This is a genomic window from Acinetobacter larvae (assembly GCF_001704115.1).
Lineage (GTDB): Bacteria > Pseudomonadota > Gammaproteobacteria > Pseudomonadales > Moraxellaceae > Acinetobacter > Acinetobacter larvae.
Map to the genome: position 1 here is coordinate 1,502,717 of NZ_CP016895.1, position 18,610 is coordinate 1,521,326.

15 protein-coding genes are annotated in these 18,610 nt (G+C 41.3%); 11 read left to right on the forward strand and 4 right to left on the reverse strand.

What is annotated here, in order from left to right:
- Nucleotides 1–59: 59 nt before the first annotated feature.
- Nucleotides 60–1,538 (forward strand): M48 family metalloprotease, encoded by a 1,479-nt coding sequence (locus BFG52_RS06605; RefSeq protein ID WP_456049103.1) that lies wholly within the window; start codon nucleotides 60–62, stop codon nucleotides 1,536–1,538.
- A gap of 198 nt (nucleotides 1,539–1,736) precedes the next feature.
- Here the strand turns inward: BFG52_RS06605 and BFG52_RS06610 are convergent, their stop codons facing one another.
- The gene (locus tag BFG52_RS06610) at nucleotides 1,737–2,183 is read right to left on the reverse strand and encodes a GatB/YqeY domain-containing protein (protein WP_067553802.1); all 447 of its coding nucleotides are present in this window, start codon (nucleotides 2,181–2,183) and stop codon (nucleotides 1,737–1,739) included.
- Between the two features lie 33 nt (nucleotides 2,184–2,216).
- Nucleotides 2,217–2,432 carry a 30S ribosomal protein S21 gene (gene rpsU / locus BFG52_RS06615; protein ID WP_001136722.1) on the reverse strand — a complete coding sequence of 72 codons (216 nt, stop codon included), beginning with the start codon at nucleotides 2,430–2,432 and terminating at the stop codon, nucleotides 2,217–2,219.
- Between the two features lie 141 nt (nucleotides 2,433–2,573).
- On the opposite strand from rpsU, the gene tsaD reads away from it, so the two are divergent.
- Nucleotides 2,574–3,584 (forward strand): tRNA (adenosine(37)-N6)-threonylcarbamoyltransferase complex transferase subunit TsaD, encoded by a 1,011-nt coding sequence (gene tsaD, locus BFG52_RS06620; protein WP_067553804.1) that lies wholly within the window; start codon nucleotides 2,574–2,576, stop codon nucleotides 3,582–3,584.
- A gap of 207 nt (nucleotides 3,585–3,791) precedes the next feature.
- Here tsaD and crp read toward each other — a convergent pair whose 3' ends face one another.
- Nucleotides 3,792–4,493 carry a cAMP-activated global transcriptional regulator CRP gene (gene crp / locus BFG52_RS06625; protein WP_067559248.1) on the reverse strand — a complete coding sequence of 234 codons (702 nt, stop codon included), beginning with the start codon at nucleotides 4,491–4,493 and terminating at the stop codon, nucleotides 3,792–3,794.
- Nucleotides 4,494–4,644: 151 nt separating this feature from the next.
- Between crp and BFG52_RS06630 the strand changes: the two genes are divergently transcribed.
- From BFG52_RS06630 to BFG52_RS06660, 7 genes are all read left to right on the forward strand, one after another.
- On the forward strand, nucleotides 4,645–5,070 hold the full coding sequence (locus BFG52_RS06630) for an OsmC family protein (protein ID WP_067553806.1): 426 nt from the start codon (nucleotides 4,645–4,647) through the stop codon (nucleotides 5,068–5,070).
- A gap of 147 nt (nucleotides 5,071–5,217) precedes the next feature.
- On the forward strand, nucleotides 5,218–5,649 hold the full coding sequence (locus BFG52_RS06635) for a GNAT family N-acetyltransferase (protein ID WP_081408640.1): 432 nt from the start codon (nucleotides 5,218–5,220) through the stop codon (nucleotides 5,647–5,649).
- Between the two features lie 294 nt (nucleotides 5,650–5,943).
- Nucleotides 5,944–8,523 carry an ATP-dependent chaperone ClpB gene (gene clpB / locus BFG52_RS06640; RefSeq protein WP_067553807.1) on the forward strand — a complete coding sequence of 860 codons (2,580 nt, stop codon included), beginning with the start codon at nucleotides 5,944–5,946 and terminating at the stop codon, nucleotides 8,521–8,523.
- A gap of 222 nt (nucleotides 8,524–8,745) precedes the next feature.
- The gene (locus tag BFG52_RS06645) at nucleotides 8,746–9,891 is read left to right on the forward strand and encodes a hypothetical protein (RefSeq protein ID WP_067553809.1); all 1,146 of its coding nucleotides are present in this window, start codon (nucleotides 8,746–8,748) and stop codon (nucleotides 9,889–9,891) included.
- Nucleotides 9,892–10,060: 169 nt separating this feature from the next.
- A complete protein-coding gene (locus BFG52_RS06650) occupies nucleotides 10,061–10,906 on the forward strand; it encodes a DMT family transporter (protein ID WP_067553811.1) in 846 nt (281 codons plus the stop codon).
- Between the two features lie 293 nt (nucleotides 10,907–11,199).
- Nucleotides 11,200–12,036, forward strand: a complete 837-nt coding sequence (locus BFG52_RS06655) for a hypothetical protein (RefSeq protein ID WP_067553813.1) — start codon at nucleotides 11,200–11,202, stop codon at nucleotides 12,034–12,036.
- The gene (locus BFG52_RS06660; protein ID WP_067553814.1) at nucleotides 12,036–13,574 is read left to right on the forward strand and encodes a GH3 family domain-containing protein; all 1,539 of its coding nucleotides are present in this window, start codon (nucleotides 12,036–12,038) and stop codon (nucleotides 13,572–13,574) included. Before BFG52_RS06655 ends, BFG52_RS06660 begins: the two co-directional genes overlap by 1 nt.
- Nucleotides 13,575–13,740: 166 nt before the next feature.
- Here the strand turns inward: BFG52_RS06660 and rlmKL are convergent, their stop codons facing one another.
- Nucleotides 13,741–15,948 carry a bifunctional 23S rRNA (guanine(2069)-N(7))-methyltransferase RlmK/23S rRNA (guanine(2445)-N(2))-methyltransferase RlmL gene (gene rlmKL, locus BFG52_RS06665; protein WP_067553816.1) on the reverse strand — a complete coding sequence of 736 codons (2,208 nt, stop codon included), beginning with the start codon at nucleotides 15,946–15,948 and terminating at the stop codon, nucleotides 13,741–13,743.
- 256 nt (nucleotides 15,949–16,204) lie between these two features.
- On the opposite strand from rlmKL, the gene BFG52_RS06670 reads away from it, so the two are divergent.
- The gene (locus BFG52_RS06670; protein WP_067553818.1) at nucleotides 16,205–17,221 is read left to right on the forward strand and encodes an aspartate carbamoyltransferase catalytic subunit; all 1,017 of its coding nucleotides are present in this window, start codon (nucleotides 16,205–16,207) and stop codon (nucleotides 17,219–17,221) included.
- 11 nt (nucleotides 17,222–17,232) lie between these two features.
- Complete coding sequence (locus tag BFG52_RS06675) at nucleotides 17,233–18,477, forward strand: dihydroorotase (RefSeq protein ID WP_067553819.1); 1,245 nt, start codon at nucleotides 17,233–17,235, stop codon at nucleotides 18,475–18,477.
- Nucleotides 18,478–18,610: the final 133 nt, after the last annotated feature.

Here is an 18,610-nt window from a genome sequence, read left to right on the forward strand (position 1 = left end):
AAATGAATTGTAAAATATTTAATACATCACATAACATGGCATAGATATTTGCACGGTGTATGACGGCTATATTGAATAAAATTTTTAAGGTGCGAAACGTGAAAAAAATCTTGTTGATGTTGAGTTTAAGTGTTTATGGCACTGTACAAGCCACTGAGCCCACTTTTACTCACACAGCACCTAATTTTGATGTGCCGACCATTGGCGGTGGTGTGGGGATTATCGATAAACAAAAAGAACATCAAATTGGTGAAAAAGTTTATCGCGAAGTCCGTTTGCATTATCCAGTCCTCAATGATCCGTGGTTAGAAGATCAGTTCATGTTTGTTTTTACACGGTTATTGAGTCAAACCCAGTTGGGAAAACCTGTTGGGCTCATTGTGATTAAAGATCCACAAATTAATGCTTTTGCTGTGCCGGGTGGTTTATTTGCGATTAATAGCGGTATGGTGACCGCTGCCAAAAATATGGACGAAGTCGCCAGTGTGATGGGGCATGAAATTGCCCACGTTGCGCAGCGTCATTTTAGTCGTTCGCAAGAAAAATTCAAAGGTCAGGGTTTACTTGCGATGGCTGGGATTCTGGCTGGGATTGCATTGGCCTCGAAGTCTAATGGCGATGTCGGCGGAGCTGTGATGATGGGAACGCAGGCTGCATTATTGGATCGTCAATTAAGCTATAGTCGCGACCAAGAACGTGAAGCTGACCGCATTGGTATGCAGTTTATGTATGGTGCAGGCTATAACCCACAGGCGATGGCAGACTTTTTTGAAACCATGAATCGTTCAACTCGCATGGTGAGTTTTTTACCTGATTTTTGGTTAACTCACCCTTTGACTTCTGAGCGTATGAGTGAAGCACGTTTAAGAGCCAATCAATTGCCAGCAATCGCATTTTCAAACCAGCAGCAAAATTTTGAAGTGATTAAATGGTATACCGCAGTCATTACAGAGCAGGCCAGTGAACAACAATTGCTAAGTTTAGCCAAGCAAAAAAATTATGCCAGTTATTTGGCATTGGCTAAATATTATTTAAAAAAGGGTGATTATGCGGATGCACAAGCAAATTTAAATTTAGCCAAACAAATCGACAGCAATCATAGTCTATTAAATTTAATTCAAACCGATATTTATTTAGATCAGAATAAACTAGATCAGGCTTTTGCCAGTATTAATCCGCAGCAAAAGATTGCACCAGAAAATCGCGCATTGAGTTTAAAGTTGGCAGAAGTTTTAGTGCGGCAAAAACAAACCCAAGCTGCAACAAATTTATTAAATCGCTTGGTAAAAAATAATGCGCGAGATGTTGTTGCTTGGCAATTGTTGCAACAAGCAGCCGACGCAGATAGTAATCATCCAATGCGTACTGTTAATGTCCTGCGTTATCGTGCAGAAGCAGAATATTGGTCTGGTGATGAGATTGCAGGGATTAAGTCTTTGCTGCATGCACAGCGTTTAGCCAAAGGGAATCAAATGATGTTGGCCAAGATCGATCAGCGCTTAGAAAAAATGCAAGCAGAGCGTGAATTGAAAATTTAAAAATTGCTTGGGCAATCGAGTAATCATGGCTCAATCAAGCTATATCCTAAGATAAGCACCAAATACTAAGATAAGCACCAAGATAAAAACACCAAAATAGAATATGCCGTTTTGCTGCGTAGTGGAATGATGCAGAATAGCTTTGGGTAGGGGGAAGACAAGAGCGTTGTCAGCAGCACCACAGTCTAGTGCGAAGACCTAGCCAAGCTTGGCTTTAATTTTGGCAGATACTTGTGCAGGATCGGCGCGCCCGGCTATGAGCGGACGCAGAGAATTCATCACCTTACCCATATCTTTCATGCTAGTTGCACTTTGAGCAGTAATCGTTTGCTCAATGAGAGAATCAAGCTCTTCCTCAGTCATAGCTTCTGGTAGAAATTGAGATAAGATTTCAATTTCGGCTTGTTCTTTACTAGCGAGTTCATCGCGGCCAGCCGCACTAAATGCTTTGACCGACTCTTTGCGTTGTTTAACTTGTTTTTCAATAACCGAAAGAACTTGATCTTGATCAAGTGTCGTGCGCTTATCAATTTCGATTTGCTTAATTGCTGCTTGGACACTCCGAATGACCGTTACTGTTAACATATCTTTGGCGCGCATAGCGCTTTTTAATGCTTCAGTGATTTGGTTTTTTAAATCGGACATGTTGTTCTTCCCAAGCAGTCAATCACAAATTAATTAGTAAAGGCGAGTAGTACGTACTGATTCACGCGCCAATTTCTTTTGGTAGCGTTTCACGGCAGCAGCTTTTTTGCGTTTACGTTCTTGTGTTGGTTTTTCGTAAAATTCACGTTTACGAACGTCTGCTAATACGCCTGCTTTCTCGCAAGAACGTTTAAAACGACGGATAGCTACGTCTACTGGTTCGCCTTCTTTCAATTTAACTTGTGGCATGAAGAATCCTCATTATGAATGGATAAGATCTAAGCAGAATTGCTTTAGATCACAAGTGAAGGTCAGTATTTTACTCATTTACAACTCATATCACAAGTCTATAATAGCCTCGGCTTAAATTTGCAATGGAAAAAAGCGCTCATGATCGTACTCGGCTTAGAAACTTCCTGTGATGAAACAGGCTTGGCACTCTATGACAGTGAACAAGGTTTACGCGGTCAGGTGCTTTATAGTCAGATTAAATTACATGCAGAATATGGTGGTGTGGTTCCGGAGTTGGCATCACGAGATCATGTTCGTAAACTCATTCCACTGATCAATCAGCTCTTGGCACAGAGTCAAGTTAAAAAATCTGAAATAGATGCCATTGCCTATACTCGTGGTCCTGGACTGATGGGCGCGTTAATGACCGGCGCATTGTTTGGACGTAGCTTGGCATATGCTTTAAATATTCCTGCCATAGGGGTCCATCATATGGAAGGGCATATGTTGGCACCGCTATTGTCTGCACATCCGCCAGCGTTCCCCTTTGTTGCTTTATTGGTTTCAGGCGGTCATACACAATTAATGGCTGCATATGCTATTGGTCATTATGAAATGCTGGGTGAATCCATTGATGATGCTGCGGGTGAAGCCTTCGATAAAGTCGCAAAAATGCTGAATTTAGCTTATCCCGGTGGTCCGAATATCGCGAAATTGGCTTTAAACGGTGATGCAAAAGCTTTTGATTTTCCTAGACCTATTTTACATCAAGGTTTAGATTTTTCTTTTAGCGGTTTAAAAACAGCGGTATCTGTTCAGCTTAAGAAGTTAGCAGGCGAAAACCGTGATGCAGACATTGCTGCTTCCTTTCAAGAAGCCTTGGTTGACACATTGGTAAAAAAATCAGTGAAAGCTTTAAAACAAACGGGCTTAAAAACTTTGGTGATTGCGGGTGGGGTCAGTGCCAATCTGGTATTAAGGGAACAGCTGGAGGTGGCATTGAAAAAAATTAAAGCATCCGTGCATTATGCTGAACCAGCATTGTGTACAGACAATGGCGCAATGATTGCATTTGCCGGATATCAGCGCTTAAAAGTCGGGCAGCAGGATGGTTTGGCGGTGACGACAACACCACGTTGGCCAATGACTGAGTTGACGCGTGCTGAATAACTGCACTTCTCATCTCATTGTTAAGACATTCATGGCATCTAACCAAACTAAGGTCGGATCAATCTAAGACTTAAAGTTTAAATGCGGTACGGACTAGCTTGGGGTTTTATTCAACCGCAGTTTTTTATTTAATCAATTGAATTGATAATTTTTTTCTGTGCAAATCTGAAGGATTTGCACAGATATTTAGGTATCACCTAGGACAGATTAAGCATCATTGGCTGTTGATTCTGACTCTGCTTCTTCAAGTGAGCTATCAAAAATCAAGATGGCTTTACCGTCTGTTTCGATCATGCCTTGTTCTTCTAAGGTCTTCAAGACACGTCCAACCATTTCACGAGAACATCCAACAATACGACCAATTTCTTGACGGGTAATACGAATTTGGCGACCGTTTGGTAAGATCATTGCTTCTGGTTGTGCAGAAAGGTCAATCAAACAACGTGCAATACGACCAGAAACATCGATAAAGGCTAAATCCGTAACTTTACGTGTGGTGTTCTTCAAACGACGAACAAGTTGCGCAAAAACAGCATAGCTGAGGTCTGGATATTGTTGGCTGAGTTGATGAAAATTTTCATAACTGATTTCAGCAATTTCACAGGTATCTCGTGTTCTGACTTCGGCAGTACGCAGAGAGTGCGGTTCGAATAAACCCATCTCGCCAAAAAAATCACCAGGATTCAGATAAGCGACTACAATTTCACGGTCATCGTCTTCTCGTAAAATAATAGAAACTGAACCTTTTAAAATCAGATAAAGAGACTTAGATTCAGTCCCAGCATCGATGATGGTCATTCGTTTGGGGAAACGATTGATATTTGCACGTTTGAGGAGTGCTTTGACTGATTCAGGCAGTTGCCCTGGAGACAAAGCGTCGGTGCTTAAATAGGAAAAATTTGAAGCCATGCTTATAAATTCCAAATTGGATAAAAACCAGGTCTGATGACCTAAAATTAACTCGTCACGTGGAAGCATAGAGATGAAATTCCGTATCAACTCTTTTTATGCTAGTGTTACAGCTACCCTGTAAATTTATAGATTTTTTTAGGTAGTTGCAATGCAAACAAGTGTACATTGGTTAGAGAATGTTGCTTTTCAGGCAAAATCTGAAAGTGGGCATCAAGTGGTGATGGATGGTTCTGCTGAATACGGTGGTGAAAACCGTGGACCACGTCCTATGGAAATGATATTAATGGGACTTGGTGGGTGTGCGTCCTTTGATATTGTGACTATCCTTAAAAAATCACGACAAGACGTGATAGACATAAGTTGTGAGCTTAATGCTCAACGTGCAGATAGCATTCCTGCTGTTTTTACCAAGATTCATTTGCACTTTATTGTAAAAGGGCGAAATATCAAAGAGAAACAAGTGGCAAAAGCGGTTGAATTATCTGCTGAAAAATATTGTTCTGCGAGTAAAATGTTGGCAGATGGCGGTGTAGAAATCAGTCATGATTTTGAAATTATCGAGATTGATGCTTGATATTTAGTCAAAATAAGCATGCCAAAAGGGTGCTTATTTTGCAACATTGTTAAGTTGTAGTTAATAAAATTAAATCAAAAAACTAAATCAAAAAACTAAATCAAAAAACTAAATCAAAAAACTAAATCAAAAAACTAAATCAAATAAATGAAGAAAATCGTTATACGCCCAGTGCAACTGCAGGATGCTATGGCAATTCAAAGCTTATTATCAGTTTTGGGTTATCCATTAGAGCTTGAGTCTATTGAGTTGAAGTTACAACAACTATTGATAGATACTCGGGCTGCACAGTGGGTGGTTTGCGTGGAAGATCAAGTCAGTGGTTTCATTAGTTTGTACTTGATACCACAATTAGGTGTACTAGGGGACTTTGCATCGATTAATTTTTTAGCCATTGATCCAAGGCAACAGCGCTTGGGTTTAGGGACAAAATTATTGCATCATGCTGAAGCCTATGTTCAGGAACAACGATGTGATCGTATGATTTTACATTGTGATCAAAGTCGATTACTCGCGCATACTTTTTATTCTAAATATGGTTTTATTGAGTCGCCGAAATATTTCAGAAAAAAATTATAAAGTACAATGCTTTTGATTAAATCGGATTGACCAAACTAAACCTTTCATTTGTTAGGGGATTTTTAGCTATTTTGCTGGAAAGAGTGAGATAGTTGACCTTTTGTATATATATTTTAGCAATTTAAAACTTGAATAATTGTGTGATAACCACCATATTAATGCGATAGTCTATTTGGGCTAATTATTATGTATCTAGCTGAAAATATTTAGTTTTTTTCAGAAAAACATTTGAAAAAATTCAAATCAATCCCATCTATGTATTAAGTTAAAAATTAGTGGTGAGGAATAATTACAATGCGTTTTGAAAAATTTACCAACCGCCTACAGCAAACATTGTCTGATGCTCAATCGTTGGCGATGGGTAAAGACCATACGGCAATTTCAACAATTCATTTATTGGCTGTTTTACTGGAAGAGGCTGCCAATGTCAGTTTGTTACAACAAGCGGGTGCGCGATTACCTGAGTTGCAAACAAAAATAGCTGAAGCACTTGCCAATGCTGCAATGTTGACGAATCCGACAGGAGATATCAACTTAGACCCAGATGCAGTCAAGGCATTGAATCTAGCAGATAGTTATGCACAAAAAGCGGGTGATGAATTTCTATCTACAGACTGGTTATTATTGGCTTTGGCTGAAGTCGGTCAAAGCAAAACTTTATTACATGCTGTCGGTGTTCAAGTCGCGCAGCTCAAAAACGTGATTGAAAAAATTAGAGGTGATGAAAAAGTCATGAGTAATAATCATGAAGACCAACGTGACTCACTTGATAAATATACCATTGATCTAACTGAGCGCGCACTTGCTGGTAAATTAGACCCTGTGATTGGGCGTGATGAAGAGATTCGTCGTACGATTCAAGTGTTATCACGTCGGACTAAAAATAATCCAGTATTGATTGGGGAACCTGGTGTTGGTAAAACGGCGATTGTGGAAGGGTTGGCACAGCGTATAGTTAATGGTGAAGTCCCTGAGAGTCTTAAAGGCAAACGTGTTTTGTCCCTAGATTTAGGTTCTTTATTAGCTGGGGCTAAATATCGTGGTGAATTTGAGGAACGCTTAAAAGCAGTCTTAAAAGATCTTTCTAAACAAGATGGCCAAGTGATTCTATTTATTGATGAATTACATACTTTGGTGGGCGCTGGTAAAGGCGATGGCGCAATGGATGCTGGAAATATGTTAAAACCAGCGCTGGCGCGTGGTGAGTTGCGTTGTGTGGGTGCGACAACGCTTGATGAATATCGTCAGTTCATTGAAAAAGATGCTGCATTAGAACGTCGTTTCCAAAAAGTTTTGGTTGATGAGCCAACTGTGGAAGACACGATTGCCATTTTACGGGGTTTAAAAGAAAAATATGCAACGCATCATGGTGTGCAAATTTTAGACTCTGCCATTATCGCTGCAGCAAAAATGTCACATCGCTATATTACTGATCGGCAATTACCCGACAAAGCTATTGATTTGATTGATGAAGCTGCTTCACGTATCAAAATGGAGATCGACTCTAAACCAGAATCATTAGACCGTTTAGATCGCCGCCTGATACAGTTAAAAATGCAGCTAGAAGCCGTGAAGAAAGATGAGGACTCGGTTAGTAAAGCAGAAGTAACACATCTGGAAAAACAAATTGCTGAAGTGCAACAAGAGTACAATGACCTCGAAGAAGTCTGGCGTGCTGAAAAAACCTTAATTGAAGGCACCAATAAAGCACAAGTTGCTCTGGATCAGGCGCGTATCGCCTTGGAAAAAGCACAACGTGAAGGAGACTGGGCTGAGGCAAGTCGTATTCAATATGGCGTAATTCCAGAGTTGCAAAAACAGCTTGAACAAGAAGAAGTTGCAGAGGAAAGCGAAGAGCCGAAATTGATTCGTACCAAAGTAACCGAAAATGAGATTGCTGAAGTAGTCAGTGCGGCAACCGGCATTCCAGTAAGCAAAATGTTGCAAGGTGAACGTGAGAAACTGTTGCAAATGGAAGAGTTCTTACATAATCGTGTCGTTGGGCAAGATGAAGCTGTGGTTGCTGTATCCAATGCAATTCGTCGTTCACGTGCAGGCTTATCTGACCCAAATCGTCCAAGTGGTTCTTTCTTGTTGCTTGGACCAACGGGGGTGGGGAAAACAGAATTAACCAAAGCCTTGGCAAACTTTATGTTTGACAGTGATGATGCCATGATTCGGATCGATATGAGTGAGTTTATGGAAAAACACTCCGTCAGCCGTTTGGTTGGTGCGCCTCCAGGCTATGTCGGTTATGAGGAAGGCGGTGTATTGACGGAGGCTGTGCGTCGTAAGCCTTATAGCGTGGTATTGTTTGATGAAGTGGAGAAAGCACATCCCGATGTCTTCAATATCTTGCTACAAGTTTTGGATGATGGTCGTCTGACAGATTCACAAGGTCGGGTAGTCGACTTTAAAAATACGGTGATTGTGATGACATCGAACTTAGGTTCACATGATGTCCGCGAGTTGGGTGAAAATGCATCGAATGATGAAATTCGTAACGTCGTGATGAATGCAGTGAGCAACCATTTCCGTCCAGAATTTATTAACCGTATCGATGAGTTAGTGATTTTCCATGCGTTGAAAAAATCGCAAATTCGCGGTATTGCCGATATTCAATTGGATCGTTTACGTGATCGTTTACAAGAGCGTGATTTACGCCTTAAGGTAGATGATGCTGCATTTGATTTCTTGATTGAAGCTGGTTTTGATCCTGTGTATGGCGCACGCCCATTGAAACGTGCGATCCAACAACAGATCGAAAATCCATTGGCACAGAAAATTCTCGCTGGCGATTATCAAGCTGGTGATACGATTTTGGTCACCAGTCATGATGGTCGTTTAGACTTTGAAAAAGTACGTGTCAGTTAAGTGATCGCAAGATTAAACGAAAGTGCAAAAAAATCGGTCTACGGACCGATTTTTTGATTCTATAAAGTAAGCTTTTCAACTCGCTGCTGTGATAATTGACAGTATATGACTTTGCTGCCTAGACTGTGTATTCGGGTGGTCTTTCATCTGTCAATGATTCAGGCGATCCGTCCTATAAGAAACGATAAAATAGTGTCTAACTACAATGATAAAAAGGAAATTATGATGAACTTGCAGCAGAATATTTATTTTCGCTCACCCGCTGTGCCTGATTTGGTATTGCGTAGTGCTGAGATAGGCGATGATGCACAATTATTAGAGGTGATCAAAGAAGTCATGCCGAGCAATCGTATGAGTTTATCTTTTGAGCGGGTCAATAGTTATTTATCTGCATCTACTATTTTGGGACATACTCGGCAATGCTTGGTCATCGTCAAGGAAACTCGCCCTGATCAAATTTTAGGAATGTTTTTATTGGCATGGAAACAGTGTGGTACGGCACCGCAGCATTATGCTTTATGTTATATCTGTGACTTACGTTTTCGTAAAGAACTGAGAGGGAAGAGAAATGTTCGTTTAATTATGGATTATTTGGCGGCAACTTTTCCGCAGCATAATTTTTATCAAAGCATTATTTTGGCGGATAATGTGTTGGCACGTAAAGTATTCCATGTCACTCGGGAGCATTATTTTTCACCTTATATTTGGGACAATATCTATACTTATAATATCAGTCATTTTAAGGCGATTGATTTACCACATTATCTAAATGTCGTGCCTCTAGAAGAAGGTCATATCGATGCTGTGCTCGAATTTTTAGCCGATTTACAGCAGTATTATAATTTCCTCACTATTTACGATTTTAAAAATATTCACACAGATCAAAAATTTTGGCAGGGTCTGAGCTATAACGATTTTTATATAGTTGTTGATGAATCTAACCAGATTGTAGGGTTATATGGATTATGGGATCAAAAGCATATTAAAAGAATTAGAGTGCTTGATTATCACTATCCACTGAAACTGGTGAAACCGCTGTATAATCTTTATGCAACGCTATGCGGTAAGATGACATTACCTAAAGTCCGGCAGTGTTTTGAGTACTTATTGATGCAGGGACCATTTTGTTCACCACATCGCGCGGATGTTTTTGAGTTTATGTTGCATCATGCGATGCAAAGTGCCAAAGCACAAAATCATCAAATCCTGAGTTTAAGCTTGGCAGAAAATGATCCGCGCCGTTATGTGATGGAGCAAGCTACAGCTGAAATTATTCATGCAATTCATAGCTTACATAGTTTTCAGGCAGACCCTACACAATATTTTGACCGACAAAAAATCAGTTATATTGATGTCGCACGTATTTAATCCTGACCGTCTGCATTTGCGATGTTCTAACGGCTTTGTTGCATATTGCATGGTATAAACTACTCAGACGCGATTTTAAGTGTATATTAAACATCTGCTTTAGTGATTTTTTACGATAGACTGAGTGAGCGTCTTTATAAGGTGTTCTGCATAGATATTCGGGGTAGACATGGCGAGTTTGTGGATTATTGCTGCTTGTGTTTTCTTTGCATTAATGAGTGCTGTAATCAAATATACTGCTTTAAAGATCGGCATTTTAGAAATCCTTTTTTATCGTTCTCTCATCAATTTAATCCTGATCAGTACGGTGATTCGCGTTAAAGGGCTGTCATTTAAAACCCAACGTTTTAGTTTGCACTTTTTACGTTCACTTTTGGGCGTGCTTGCAATGTATTGTGGTTTCTATGCCCTAATTCATTTGCCTTTAGCAACAGCTATGACTTTATCCTATACGCATCCAATTTTTCAGACGCTGATTGCATGTTTGACACAACGGGCTTTGATTGGGAAGTTTCAAATTCTTGCTGTTGTTTTGGGGTTTTTAGGGTGTTTGATTTTATTAAATCCAAAGTTCTCCAATCCGAATATGTGGGCAACTTGCATTGGTTTATTATCGGGTTTATTTACCGCATTGGCTTATTTTAATGTTGGAAAGTTAGTGCGTGCTGGAGAGTCAGAATTTTTAATTATTTTTAATTTTTCCTTGGTTGGAACGGTATTTAGTTTGGTCGCTGTTACGTTAATGACTGGATTCAGCGCTGTAGATTCAGAGACACTACTGGGGATTGTAGCAATAGGCTTATTGGGAACAATGGGGCAGTTTGCATTGACCCGTGCTTATGGGCATGGCAATGTCATGACCGTGGCGGTATTGTCTTATAATCAAATTATTTTTGCGGTGATACTCGGCTATGTCTTTTTTAGTGAATCAATGACGTGGTCTGCGATGATGGGGATTATCTTCATTGTGGCAGCTGGATTAAGTGCAGTATATAAAAAGTCAAACCTACAATAATTTTTTAATGTGAATTCAATAATCTTTTTCCATATTCTTGGGCAATATAGTAAGTCCAGATAGAGATTACTACCGATTATCTCATCTTGCTTGACAGTTTTTGTATGACTGAATACGCTATTTGGGCGCGCTGAAATTGCTTTGCTGAAAGTGAATGTGACCGCATGATTATTTGATCTACTTCATTCTTATTTAAAATAAATAAAAATTATTTAAAATGAATAAAAATAAACATACAGCGATGTGTGATGTTTAGTGTGGTAGATATCAATACAATAAAAAGGAATTTTGCAATGTTAGAATTTAAATTATGGCGCAAAGCCAGTAAACAGCCTTATAGTGAATATAAAGACGTCAAACAAATCACCGTACTACAACTTAAACAGATGTATAACATTTATAAAAAATATTATGAAAATACCAGTTTTGAATTATTTGAATCTGATTTTTTGCAAAAGACTGGTGTATTTTTAATATTTGCGCCCATTCATCAACGGGTGGTTGGTTTTTCTACCATTACTGAGCGCGACTTTTTAGTAGGTGAAAAAGCACAACACGGTTTTTTTAGTGGTGATACGATTATTGAAAAAGAATATTGGGGGACGCGTGCCCTACAGCGCGCCATGATGCGTTATATTTTTCGTTATAAACTGAAATACCCCACGCAATCTGTTTATTGGTTGCTGATCTCGAAAGGCTTTAAAACCTATCTATTGCTCGCTAATAATTATCAGCGTTATTATCCCAACCTCGATCATCATCATTCATATTTAAAAGATTATGTGCAGTCTTATTGTGAGACCTATTTTAAGTCTTATTATGATAGTCGTACTGGTCTACTAAATTTTGGTGATGACTATCAAGCACTTAAACAACAGGTTGCACCGATTCATGCATCATTACGTCAGCAGCATCTCAAGATAGATTTTTTTGAACAGTGCAATCCAACTTGGGTACAAGGGACTGAATTACCTTGCATTGGAGAGGTAACTTGGCGAGATATGTTTGCGGCAATCAAAGGTCATTTGCTCAAACCCATTAGTAAAGGGCGGGCAGATGCGCAAGATGACTTTATTGAACTGAAACCACATGTGTCTACAACGCTTGCCCCTTTACAGCAGGTGGCTTGATGGGAATGATCTTAACTGCTGCACATGGTATTTTGGCTTTTGCGAGCAAGTATACGGCTAAGCGCTTTGTCGCCAATGCAGACAATTTGCAGTTTATTCAACAGCAAAAGCTTTCTGAAATTTTAAAGCTTTTGGGTAAAACTGATCTGAACTATCAGCAGTTTCAACAACACTATCCCTTAACCCGCTATGCTGCATGGCGTGAAGTCATTGAACAATCACGCCTGAGTGGGCGCAATGCTTTAGGCAAAGAAGTTATTCAGCGTTTTCAGCCGACCAGTGGTTCTAGTGAGCAGCTTAAGTATATCCCTTATACGGCTGGTTTTTTAAAAGAACTGGATCAAGCGATTGCATTGTGGATTTATGATTTATATCAGCAATATCCGGCTTTAAAACAAGGCACCCATTATTGGTCAGTGTCTTGGCTTCCTGAGAGTCTGCGGCAGCATGGAGAGCGGGAAAATCTCAATAATGATCATGCTTTATTGAACTTCTCTAAACGGCTATTGAGTGGTTTAACCCAGTCAGTGCCAACCGATATTGCGTATGCCAAAACCGCTGAGGCTGCCATGTTTGCAACAGCCGTGTATCTGGTCGCGGACCCAAAACTGGCACTGATTTCTGTGTGGAGTCCAACTTTTGCCTTGCAGTTATTAGATTTAATCAGCCAGAAACAACATGAGATTGTCGGGGTCTTGCGTTCGGGGCAGTGGCCAAACCAGAACTTTGCCAAGTTAAAAGCACCGCATCGACCACAACGGGCAAAACAGTTTGCTCGTTTGGATTTAAAAACGAGTCAGGCCTGGCAACAGCTGTGGCCTAAGCTTTGTTTATTATCTAGCTGGGATACCGCCAGTGCTTCATCTTGGGCAATACAGTTGCAGCAACGTTTGCCTCATGTTTCTTTTCAGGCGAAGGGGCTATGGGCGACAGAGGCAGTGGTCACCATTCCCTATCAGCAATATTTTCCCTTGATGTACCATGCTCATTTTTATGAGTTTTTAACAACAGATGGTCAGGTTTTGCCAGCATGGCAATTGCAACAAGATCAAATTGTTAGTCCTGTGGTGACCACTGCCGCTGGTCTATTGCGCTATATCATCGATGATGAATTGCAAGTGACTGGATTTATAAAAGATGTACCTTGTTTTAAATTTTTAGGTCGTAAACTCACAGTCGATATGGTGGGTGAGAAAATTGATCATGTCACAGCACAACAGCTTTTACAGCAATTGCAAACAGAGGGTTATCGAACTTTAAGTTTGTTGGGAATTGCTGGAGGAGAGCAGTATAAGCCTTATTATGCTTTGCTCAGTGAAGGTGATGCAGAGCAACAACCCAGTGCGGCTGAACTTGATCATTTGCTGAAGCGTAACTTTCATTATGAGCTGGCACGAGATTTGGGGCAGTTGGCTGCACCAATGGTCTTACACGTAGCGGATGGTTGGGCACATTATAAGCGTTTGGCAATGCATAATGGCATGGTTGAAGGCAATATTAAACCCGAACCATTGAAGCAATTTGCCCAGTATTTTTAGCTTGATCAAACACGGTACGACTAGCTAGTATGGCGTGTACACAGCATGTGCTGTGTACACCACTACCACTTAGTCTAGGTCGAATAGTGGTCTAGGTCGAATAGTGGTCTAGATCGAACCTACACAAATGAATGCGTGAAAATAAAATCGCAAAAATAAAATAATGTTAATGCGCTTGAGGGTGGGTAATTTTCCAAGCACGGTGGATTTTACGATTGCGTTTGAAATCAGGACCAATGGTATAGTCACTAATCTCTTGGGTATCAAATAATGCTTCGATTTCTTCATCCATCTCAAAACCGCGATAGTTGTTGGAGAAGTACAAGGTGCCATGGCTGGACAAGCGATTCATTGCACGTTTCAGCAAGGAGACATGGTCGCGTTGTACATCAAAAGTACCATAAAACTTTTTCGAGTTAGAGAAGGTGGGTGGATCGATAAAAATCAGATCATATTGTTCATGACCTTCTTTGAGCCATTCAAAACAATCACTGGCAAAGAATTGATGCTGTTGGTCTGGGTGATCAACGGTGAGACCATTGAGAACAAAGTTTTCTTTAGACCAATTGAGATAGGTATTGGACAAGTCAACGCTGGTGGTACTGGCAGCACCGCCAAGCGCAGCATGTAGGCTTGCTGTTGAGGTATAACTATAAAGGTTGAGCACATGCTTGCCTTGTGCTTCTTGGGCAATACGTAGGCGCATTTGACGATGGTCCAAGAAAAGACCGGTATCGAGATAGTCGGTAAGGTTTACCAAAATTTTGGCGCGACCTTCTTGCACAATAATCCGTTTTGATGCAGTACTTTGTTTGAGATATTGGTTTTTACCTTCTTGCCGTGCACGGGTTTTAATAAAAATTTTATCGCGTGTTAAACCGGTTACAGCACGGATGCCCGCCAAGGCTAAGTTAAAGCGTTTTTTGGCTTTTTCTGGATCAATACTTTTCGGTGGCGCATATTCTTGCACGTGTAAACGATCGCCATATAAATCAACCGCAATATTAAAGTCTGGTAGATCGGCATCATACAAACGTAGGCAATAGACTTGTTCTTTACTGGCCCATTTTTTCAAGGTTTGCATATTTTTTTGCAAGCGATTGGTGAAGTCGACTGCGCCGTCGATGGCTTCAAATGTTGCGGGTTCCCATGTGCTTAGGAAGGGGGCAGTCACAGGGGCGGCTTTAATTTGCCCCAAACGGACGTAAATCGGTAGACGACCATTCATTAAACGTAAGGTTTGTGGATCGTTTAAAGCCAGTACATCCGCTTGTTCAATATGAGCAGCAATAATCGCTGTATGTTGTTGTGCAAAGTGTTGTTGTAATTGATTGGATAAACCAAGGTACAAAGCGCGGTTAGATGATTTCTCACCAAGACGTTCACCATAAGGTGGATTGGTGACAATAAACGCACGTTGTTGTCCCAGTTTAAAATCGGGCCAATCGGCAAGCGTACGCTCTTCGAGCTTGATGTGATCTAGTAATGATTCAAAACCTGCGGCAATGATATTTTGTCGTGTGGCTTTTACTGCATCCCAATCAGCATCAAAGGCATAAAACTGTGGTAAATCTTGCTGCAGGGCGTGTTGATGGCGCTCAGCGGCTTCGGCTTTGATCGACATCCATAATTCCTGGTCATGACCTTGCCAACCATTAAAACCAAAGCGACGGACTAAGCCGGGCGCACGATCTGTCAAAATCATCAGTGCTTCGATAATAAAAGTTCCCGAACCACACATTGGATCGAGAATAATATCGGGATGTAGTTGTTTGAGTTGAGCTTTTTCTAAGATTGCCGCAGCAAGATTTTCTTTGATCGGGGCATCGGTCATGTAGCGGCGATAGCCACGTTTATGTAAAGAATCACCTGATAAATCTAGGCAAAAGCTGTGTTGATGCTTACCAGCCACCACCGATAAGGTGATTTCTGGTTGTTTGGTGTCAATGCTAGGACGGCGTCCAACAGCATCCATAAAGGAATCGACCACGCCATCTTTGACCCTTAAGGTGGCAAATTGACTGTTGACCTTAATATCGCGTTCTAAATGTAGCCGAATCGCAAAGGTACTTTGCGGTGAAAAAATCAGAGACCAATCGAAACTGAGCGCACCTTGGTATAATTCTTCTGCCACATCACGTGCATCATGGCTGTGTTCAATATCAAAAAAGTGAATCGGGAGGAGTACCCGTGAGGCTAAGCGTGACCACATGCAGACGCGATATGCTTGTTCTAAAGTGCCTTTAAAAACGATACGACCCGCTAAACATTCACTCGGGTGAATACCCAAATCTTGTAATTCTTGTTCTAATAATCGTTCGAGCCCGTCGGCACAACTCACCCAATAGGTTGATAAGCGGAGATTCGAGTTCATTCATATGTCCAAGGCGATTCAGCAATTGCGCATTTTAACGTATTTTTAATCGCAAAAGTGAATGCGACTGAACTTTTCGCACACAATCCCTGCGATCATCTCGTTGCCAGATCGAGATCGGACTGGCAATGGCTAGAACAAGTTGCTGAAGATAATCGCTTTTGCCCTGAGTAAGGTGAAAAAACTCTAAAAAAGCCTAAGCCTATTACTGTGCTTTTGGCTATAATAACGCAACTTAGCAGACAAGGAATCTCTCATGCACTTGGCGGCATTGCATACACCGAGCCAGATTCAACTCAATCGACACGGTCACCTCAAACATTTTCTCACGATAGAAGGGCTTTCCAAAGCCACACTCAGTAAAATTCTCGATACAGCGCAAAGCTTTTTTAATGCTAATAATCAATTGATCACCACGCCATTATTGGAAGGGCGTACCGTGATGAATCTTTTCTTTGAAAACTCCACACGAACACGCACCACATTCGAAGCTGCGGCAAAGCGCTTATCGGCCAATGTGCTCAATATAGATATTGCACGTTCCAGTACGTCCAAAGGTGAGACTTTAAGAGACACTTTATGGAATTTAGAAGCCATGGCGGCTGACCTATTTGTGGTACGTCACTCTTCATCGGGTGCGGCACATTTTATTGCACAAACGGTATGTCCTCAGGTTGCCATTATCAATGCTGGGGATGGTCGTCATGCCCATCCGACACAGGCGATGTTAGATATGCTAACCATTCGTCGTGAAACCCAAAAAGATTTTTCTGAACTCAGTGTGGCAATTATAGGCGATATCAAGCACTCCCGTGTGGCACGTTCAGATGTTGCTGCTTTACAGACATTGGGGTGTCGTGACATTCGGGTAATTGCTCCGAACACCTTGTTGCCTTATGGTTTTGAAGCTTTTGGTCCGGGTGTGCGCTTATTTAATCAGATGGAACAAGGCATCGCAGATTGTGATGTGATCATTACCTTACGTATTCAAAATGAACGGATTAATTCGCCGGCATTGGCGTCTCAATCTGAGTTTTATAAAATGTATGGTCTCAATCCGCAGCGTCTGGCATTGGCCAAAGATGATTGTATCGTCATGCATCCTGGTCCAATGAATCGAGGTGTTGAGATTGAGTCTAGTATTGCCGATGGTCCCCGTTCCGTGATTTTAAATCAAGTGACCAACGGGATTGCCGTGCGTATGGCCGTTTTGGCATTGGCTATGCAAGGGCAATTAGAAGAACAAGGTTTAATTGAAGCAATAGCGCAGTAAAGGATCGAAAAATGTCAGTCATTCAAATTGAAAACGTTCGTGTTTTAGATCCAGTACATCAACGTGATCAAGTCACGACGGTTTATATTGAAAATGGTCGTTTGGTCAATGCAGCAAGTGCTCCGGTATCGGAAGTGATTGATGCAACAGGGCATTGGTTAATGCCAACCATGGTCGATCTTTGTGCACGTCTACGTGAACCAGGTCAGCAGCAGCATGGGACTTTAAAATCAGAAGGTCATGCTGCGCGTGCCAATGGCATTTTGCATGTGTTTACGCCCCCAGATTCTAAGCCGATTGTCCAAGACAATGGCGCACTGATTCATGGCTTGGTGGAAAAAGCGCAATTGGACGGTGGAATTTATCTAAAAATTATTGGTGCACAGACGCAAGGTTTACTGGGCAAACAACCGGCCAATATGGCGGCGTTAAAAAAAGGTGGTTGTGCTTCAGTGTCGAATGCCTATGCACCCTTTGCTGATGATGATGTGGTCTTGCGTACCTTAGAATATGCGGCTGGGTTGGATTTAACTGTGGTGTTCTACGCGGAAGAACCTGAAATTGCCAAAGATGGCTGTGTACATGAAGGCTTTACTGCATCTCGTCAAGGTTTAGCCATGATTCCAGCTTTGGCAGAAACCGTTGCCATTGCCAAATATTTACTGATGATTGAAGCCACAGGTGTCCGTGCCCATTTCGGTCTGTTATCATCTGGCGCATCAATTGCTTTGATTGCCGCTGCCAAAGCCAAAGGGCTTGCGGTAAGTTGTGATGTGGCAATGCATCAATTGCATTTAACAGATACAGAAATTGATGGTTTTAATGCCTTAGCACATGTGCGTCCGCCTTTACGTGCTGAGCAAGACAAACAGCAACTCCGTGCAGCACTGAAAGCGGGTGTGATTGATGCGATTTGTACCCATCATGAACCACTCAATGCCTCGGCAAAATTGGCGCCCTTTGCTGAAACCGAATCTGGTATTAGTGCCTTTGACAGTTATGTGGCTTTGGGTATTCAGTTGGTCAATGAAGGTTTGTTTGAACCCTTGCAGTGGGTAGAAAAAGTTACGGTGGCACCAGCACGTGTGGCGCAGATCTTTGAACAATGGCAACAACAAGCCGGTTGGGTATTGGTCGATCCTAAATTGCAATGGCGTCTAGATCAGGACAGTATGTTGTCACATGGTAAAAATACCCCATTGTTGAATCAAAACTTGACTGGAAAAGTCCGCCGTAGCTTTATTCCAAGTCTCTAGCCTTAGACGGCATTGCCAATCAAGTGCAATAGGTTCTTTATGATGGTTTAGCAAGCATGTTCATACCAACATGCTTGCAGCTTTGGATGCACTCTTGTGTTGAGTCGCGGTCATTGTCAGCAAGGAGTGGCAA

Bases quoted from the DNA above. Each gene is read 5' to 3' on its own strand.
- BFG52_RS06605 (WP_456049103.1), top strand. From the start codon at position 60: ATGACGGCTATATTGAATAAAATTTTTAAGGTGCGAAACGTGAAAAAA.
- BFG52_RS06610 (WP_067553802.1), bottom strand. From the start codon at position 2,183: ATGTCCGATTTAAAAAACCAAATCACTGAAGCATTAAAAAGCGCTATG.
- rpsU (WP_001136722.1), bottom strand. From the start codon at position 2,432: ATGCCACAAGTTAAATTGAAAGAAGGCGAACCAGTAGACGTAGCTATC.
- tsaD (WP_067553804.1), top strand. From the start codon at position 2,574: ATGATCGTACTCGGCTTAGAAACTTCCTGTGATGAAACAGGCTTGGCA.
- crp (WP_067559248.1), bottom strand. From the start codon at position 4,493: ATGGCTTCAAATTTTTCCTATTTAAGCACCGACGCTTTGTCTCCAGGG.
- BFG52_RS06630 (WP_067553806.1), top strand. From the start codon at position 4,645: ATGCAAACAAGTGTACATTGGTTAGAGAATGTTGCTTTTCAGGCAAAA.
- BFG52_RS06635 (WP_081408640.1), top strand. From the start codon at position 5,218: ATGAAGAAAATCGTTATACGCCCAGTGCAACTGCAGGATGCTATGGCA.
- clpB (WP_067553807.1), top strand. From the start codon at position 5,944: ATGCGTTTTGAAAAATTTACCAACCGCCTACAGCAAACATTGTCTGAT.
- BFG52_RS06645 (WP_067553809.1), top strand. From the start codon at position 8,746: ATGATGAACTTGCAGCAGAATATTTATTTTCGCTCACCCGCTGTGCCT.
- BFG52_RS06650 (WP_067553811.1), top strand. From the start codon at position 10,061: ATGGCGAGTTTGTGGATTATTGCTGCTTGTGTTTTCTTTGCATTAATG.
- BFG52_RS06655 (WP_067553813.1), top strand. From the start codon at position 11,200: ATGTTAGAATTTAAATTATGGCGCAAAGCCAGTAAACAGCCTTATAGT.
- BFG52_RS06660 (WP_067553814.1), top strand. From the start codon at position 12,036: ATGGGAATGATCTTAACTGCTGCACATGGTATTTTGGCTTTTGCGAGC.
- rlmKL (WP_067553816.1), bottom strand. From the start codon at position 15,948: ATGAACTCGAATCTCCGCTTATCAACCTATTGGGTGAGTTGTGCCGAC.
- BFG52_RS06670 (WP_067553818.1), top strand. From the start codon at position 16,205: ATGCACTTGGCGGCATTGCATACACCGAGCCAGATTCAACTCAATCGA.
- BFG52_RS06675 (WP_067553819.1), top strand. From the start codon at position 17,233: ATGTCAGTCATTCAAATTGAAAACGTTCGTGTTTTAGATCCAGTACAT.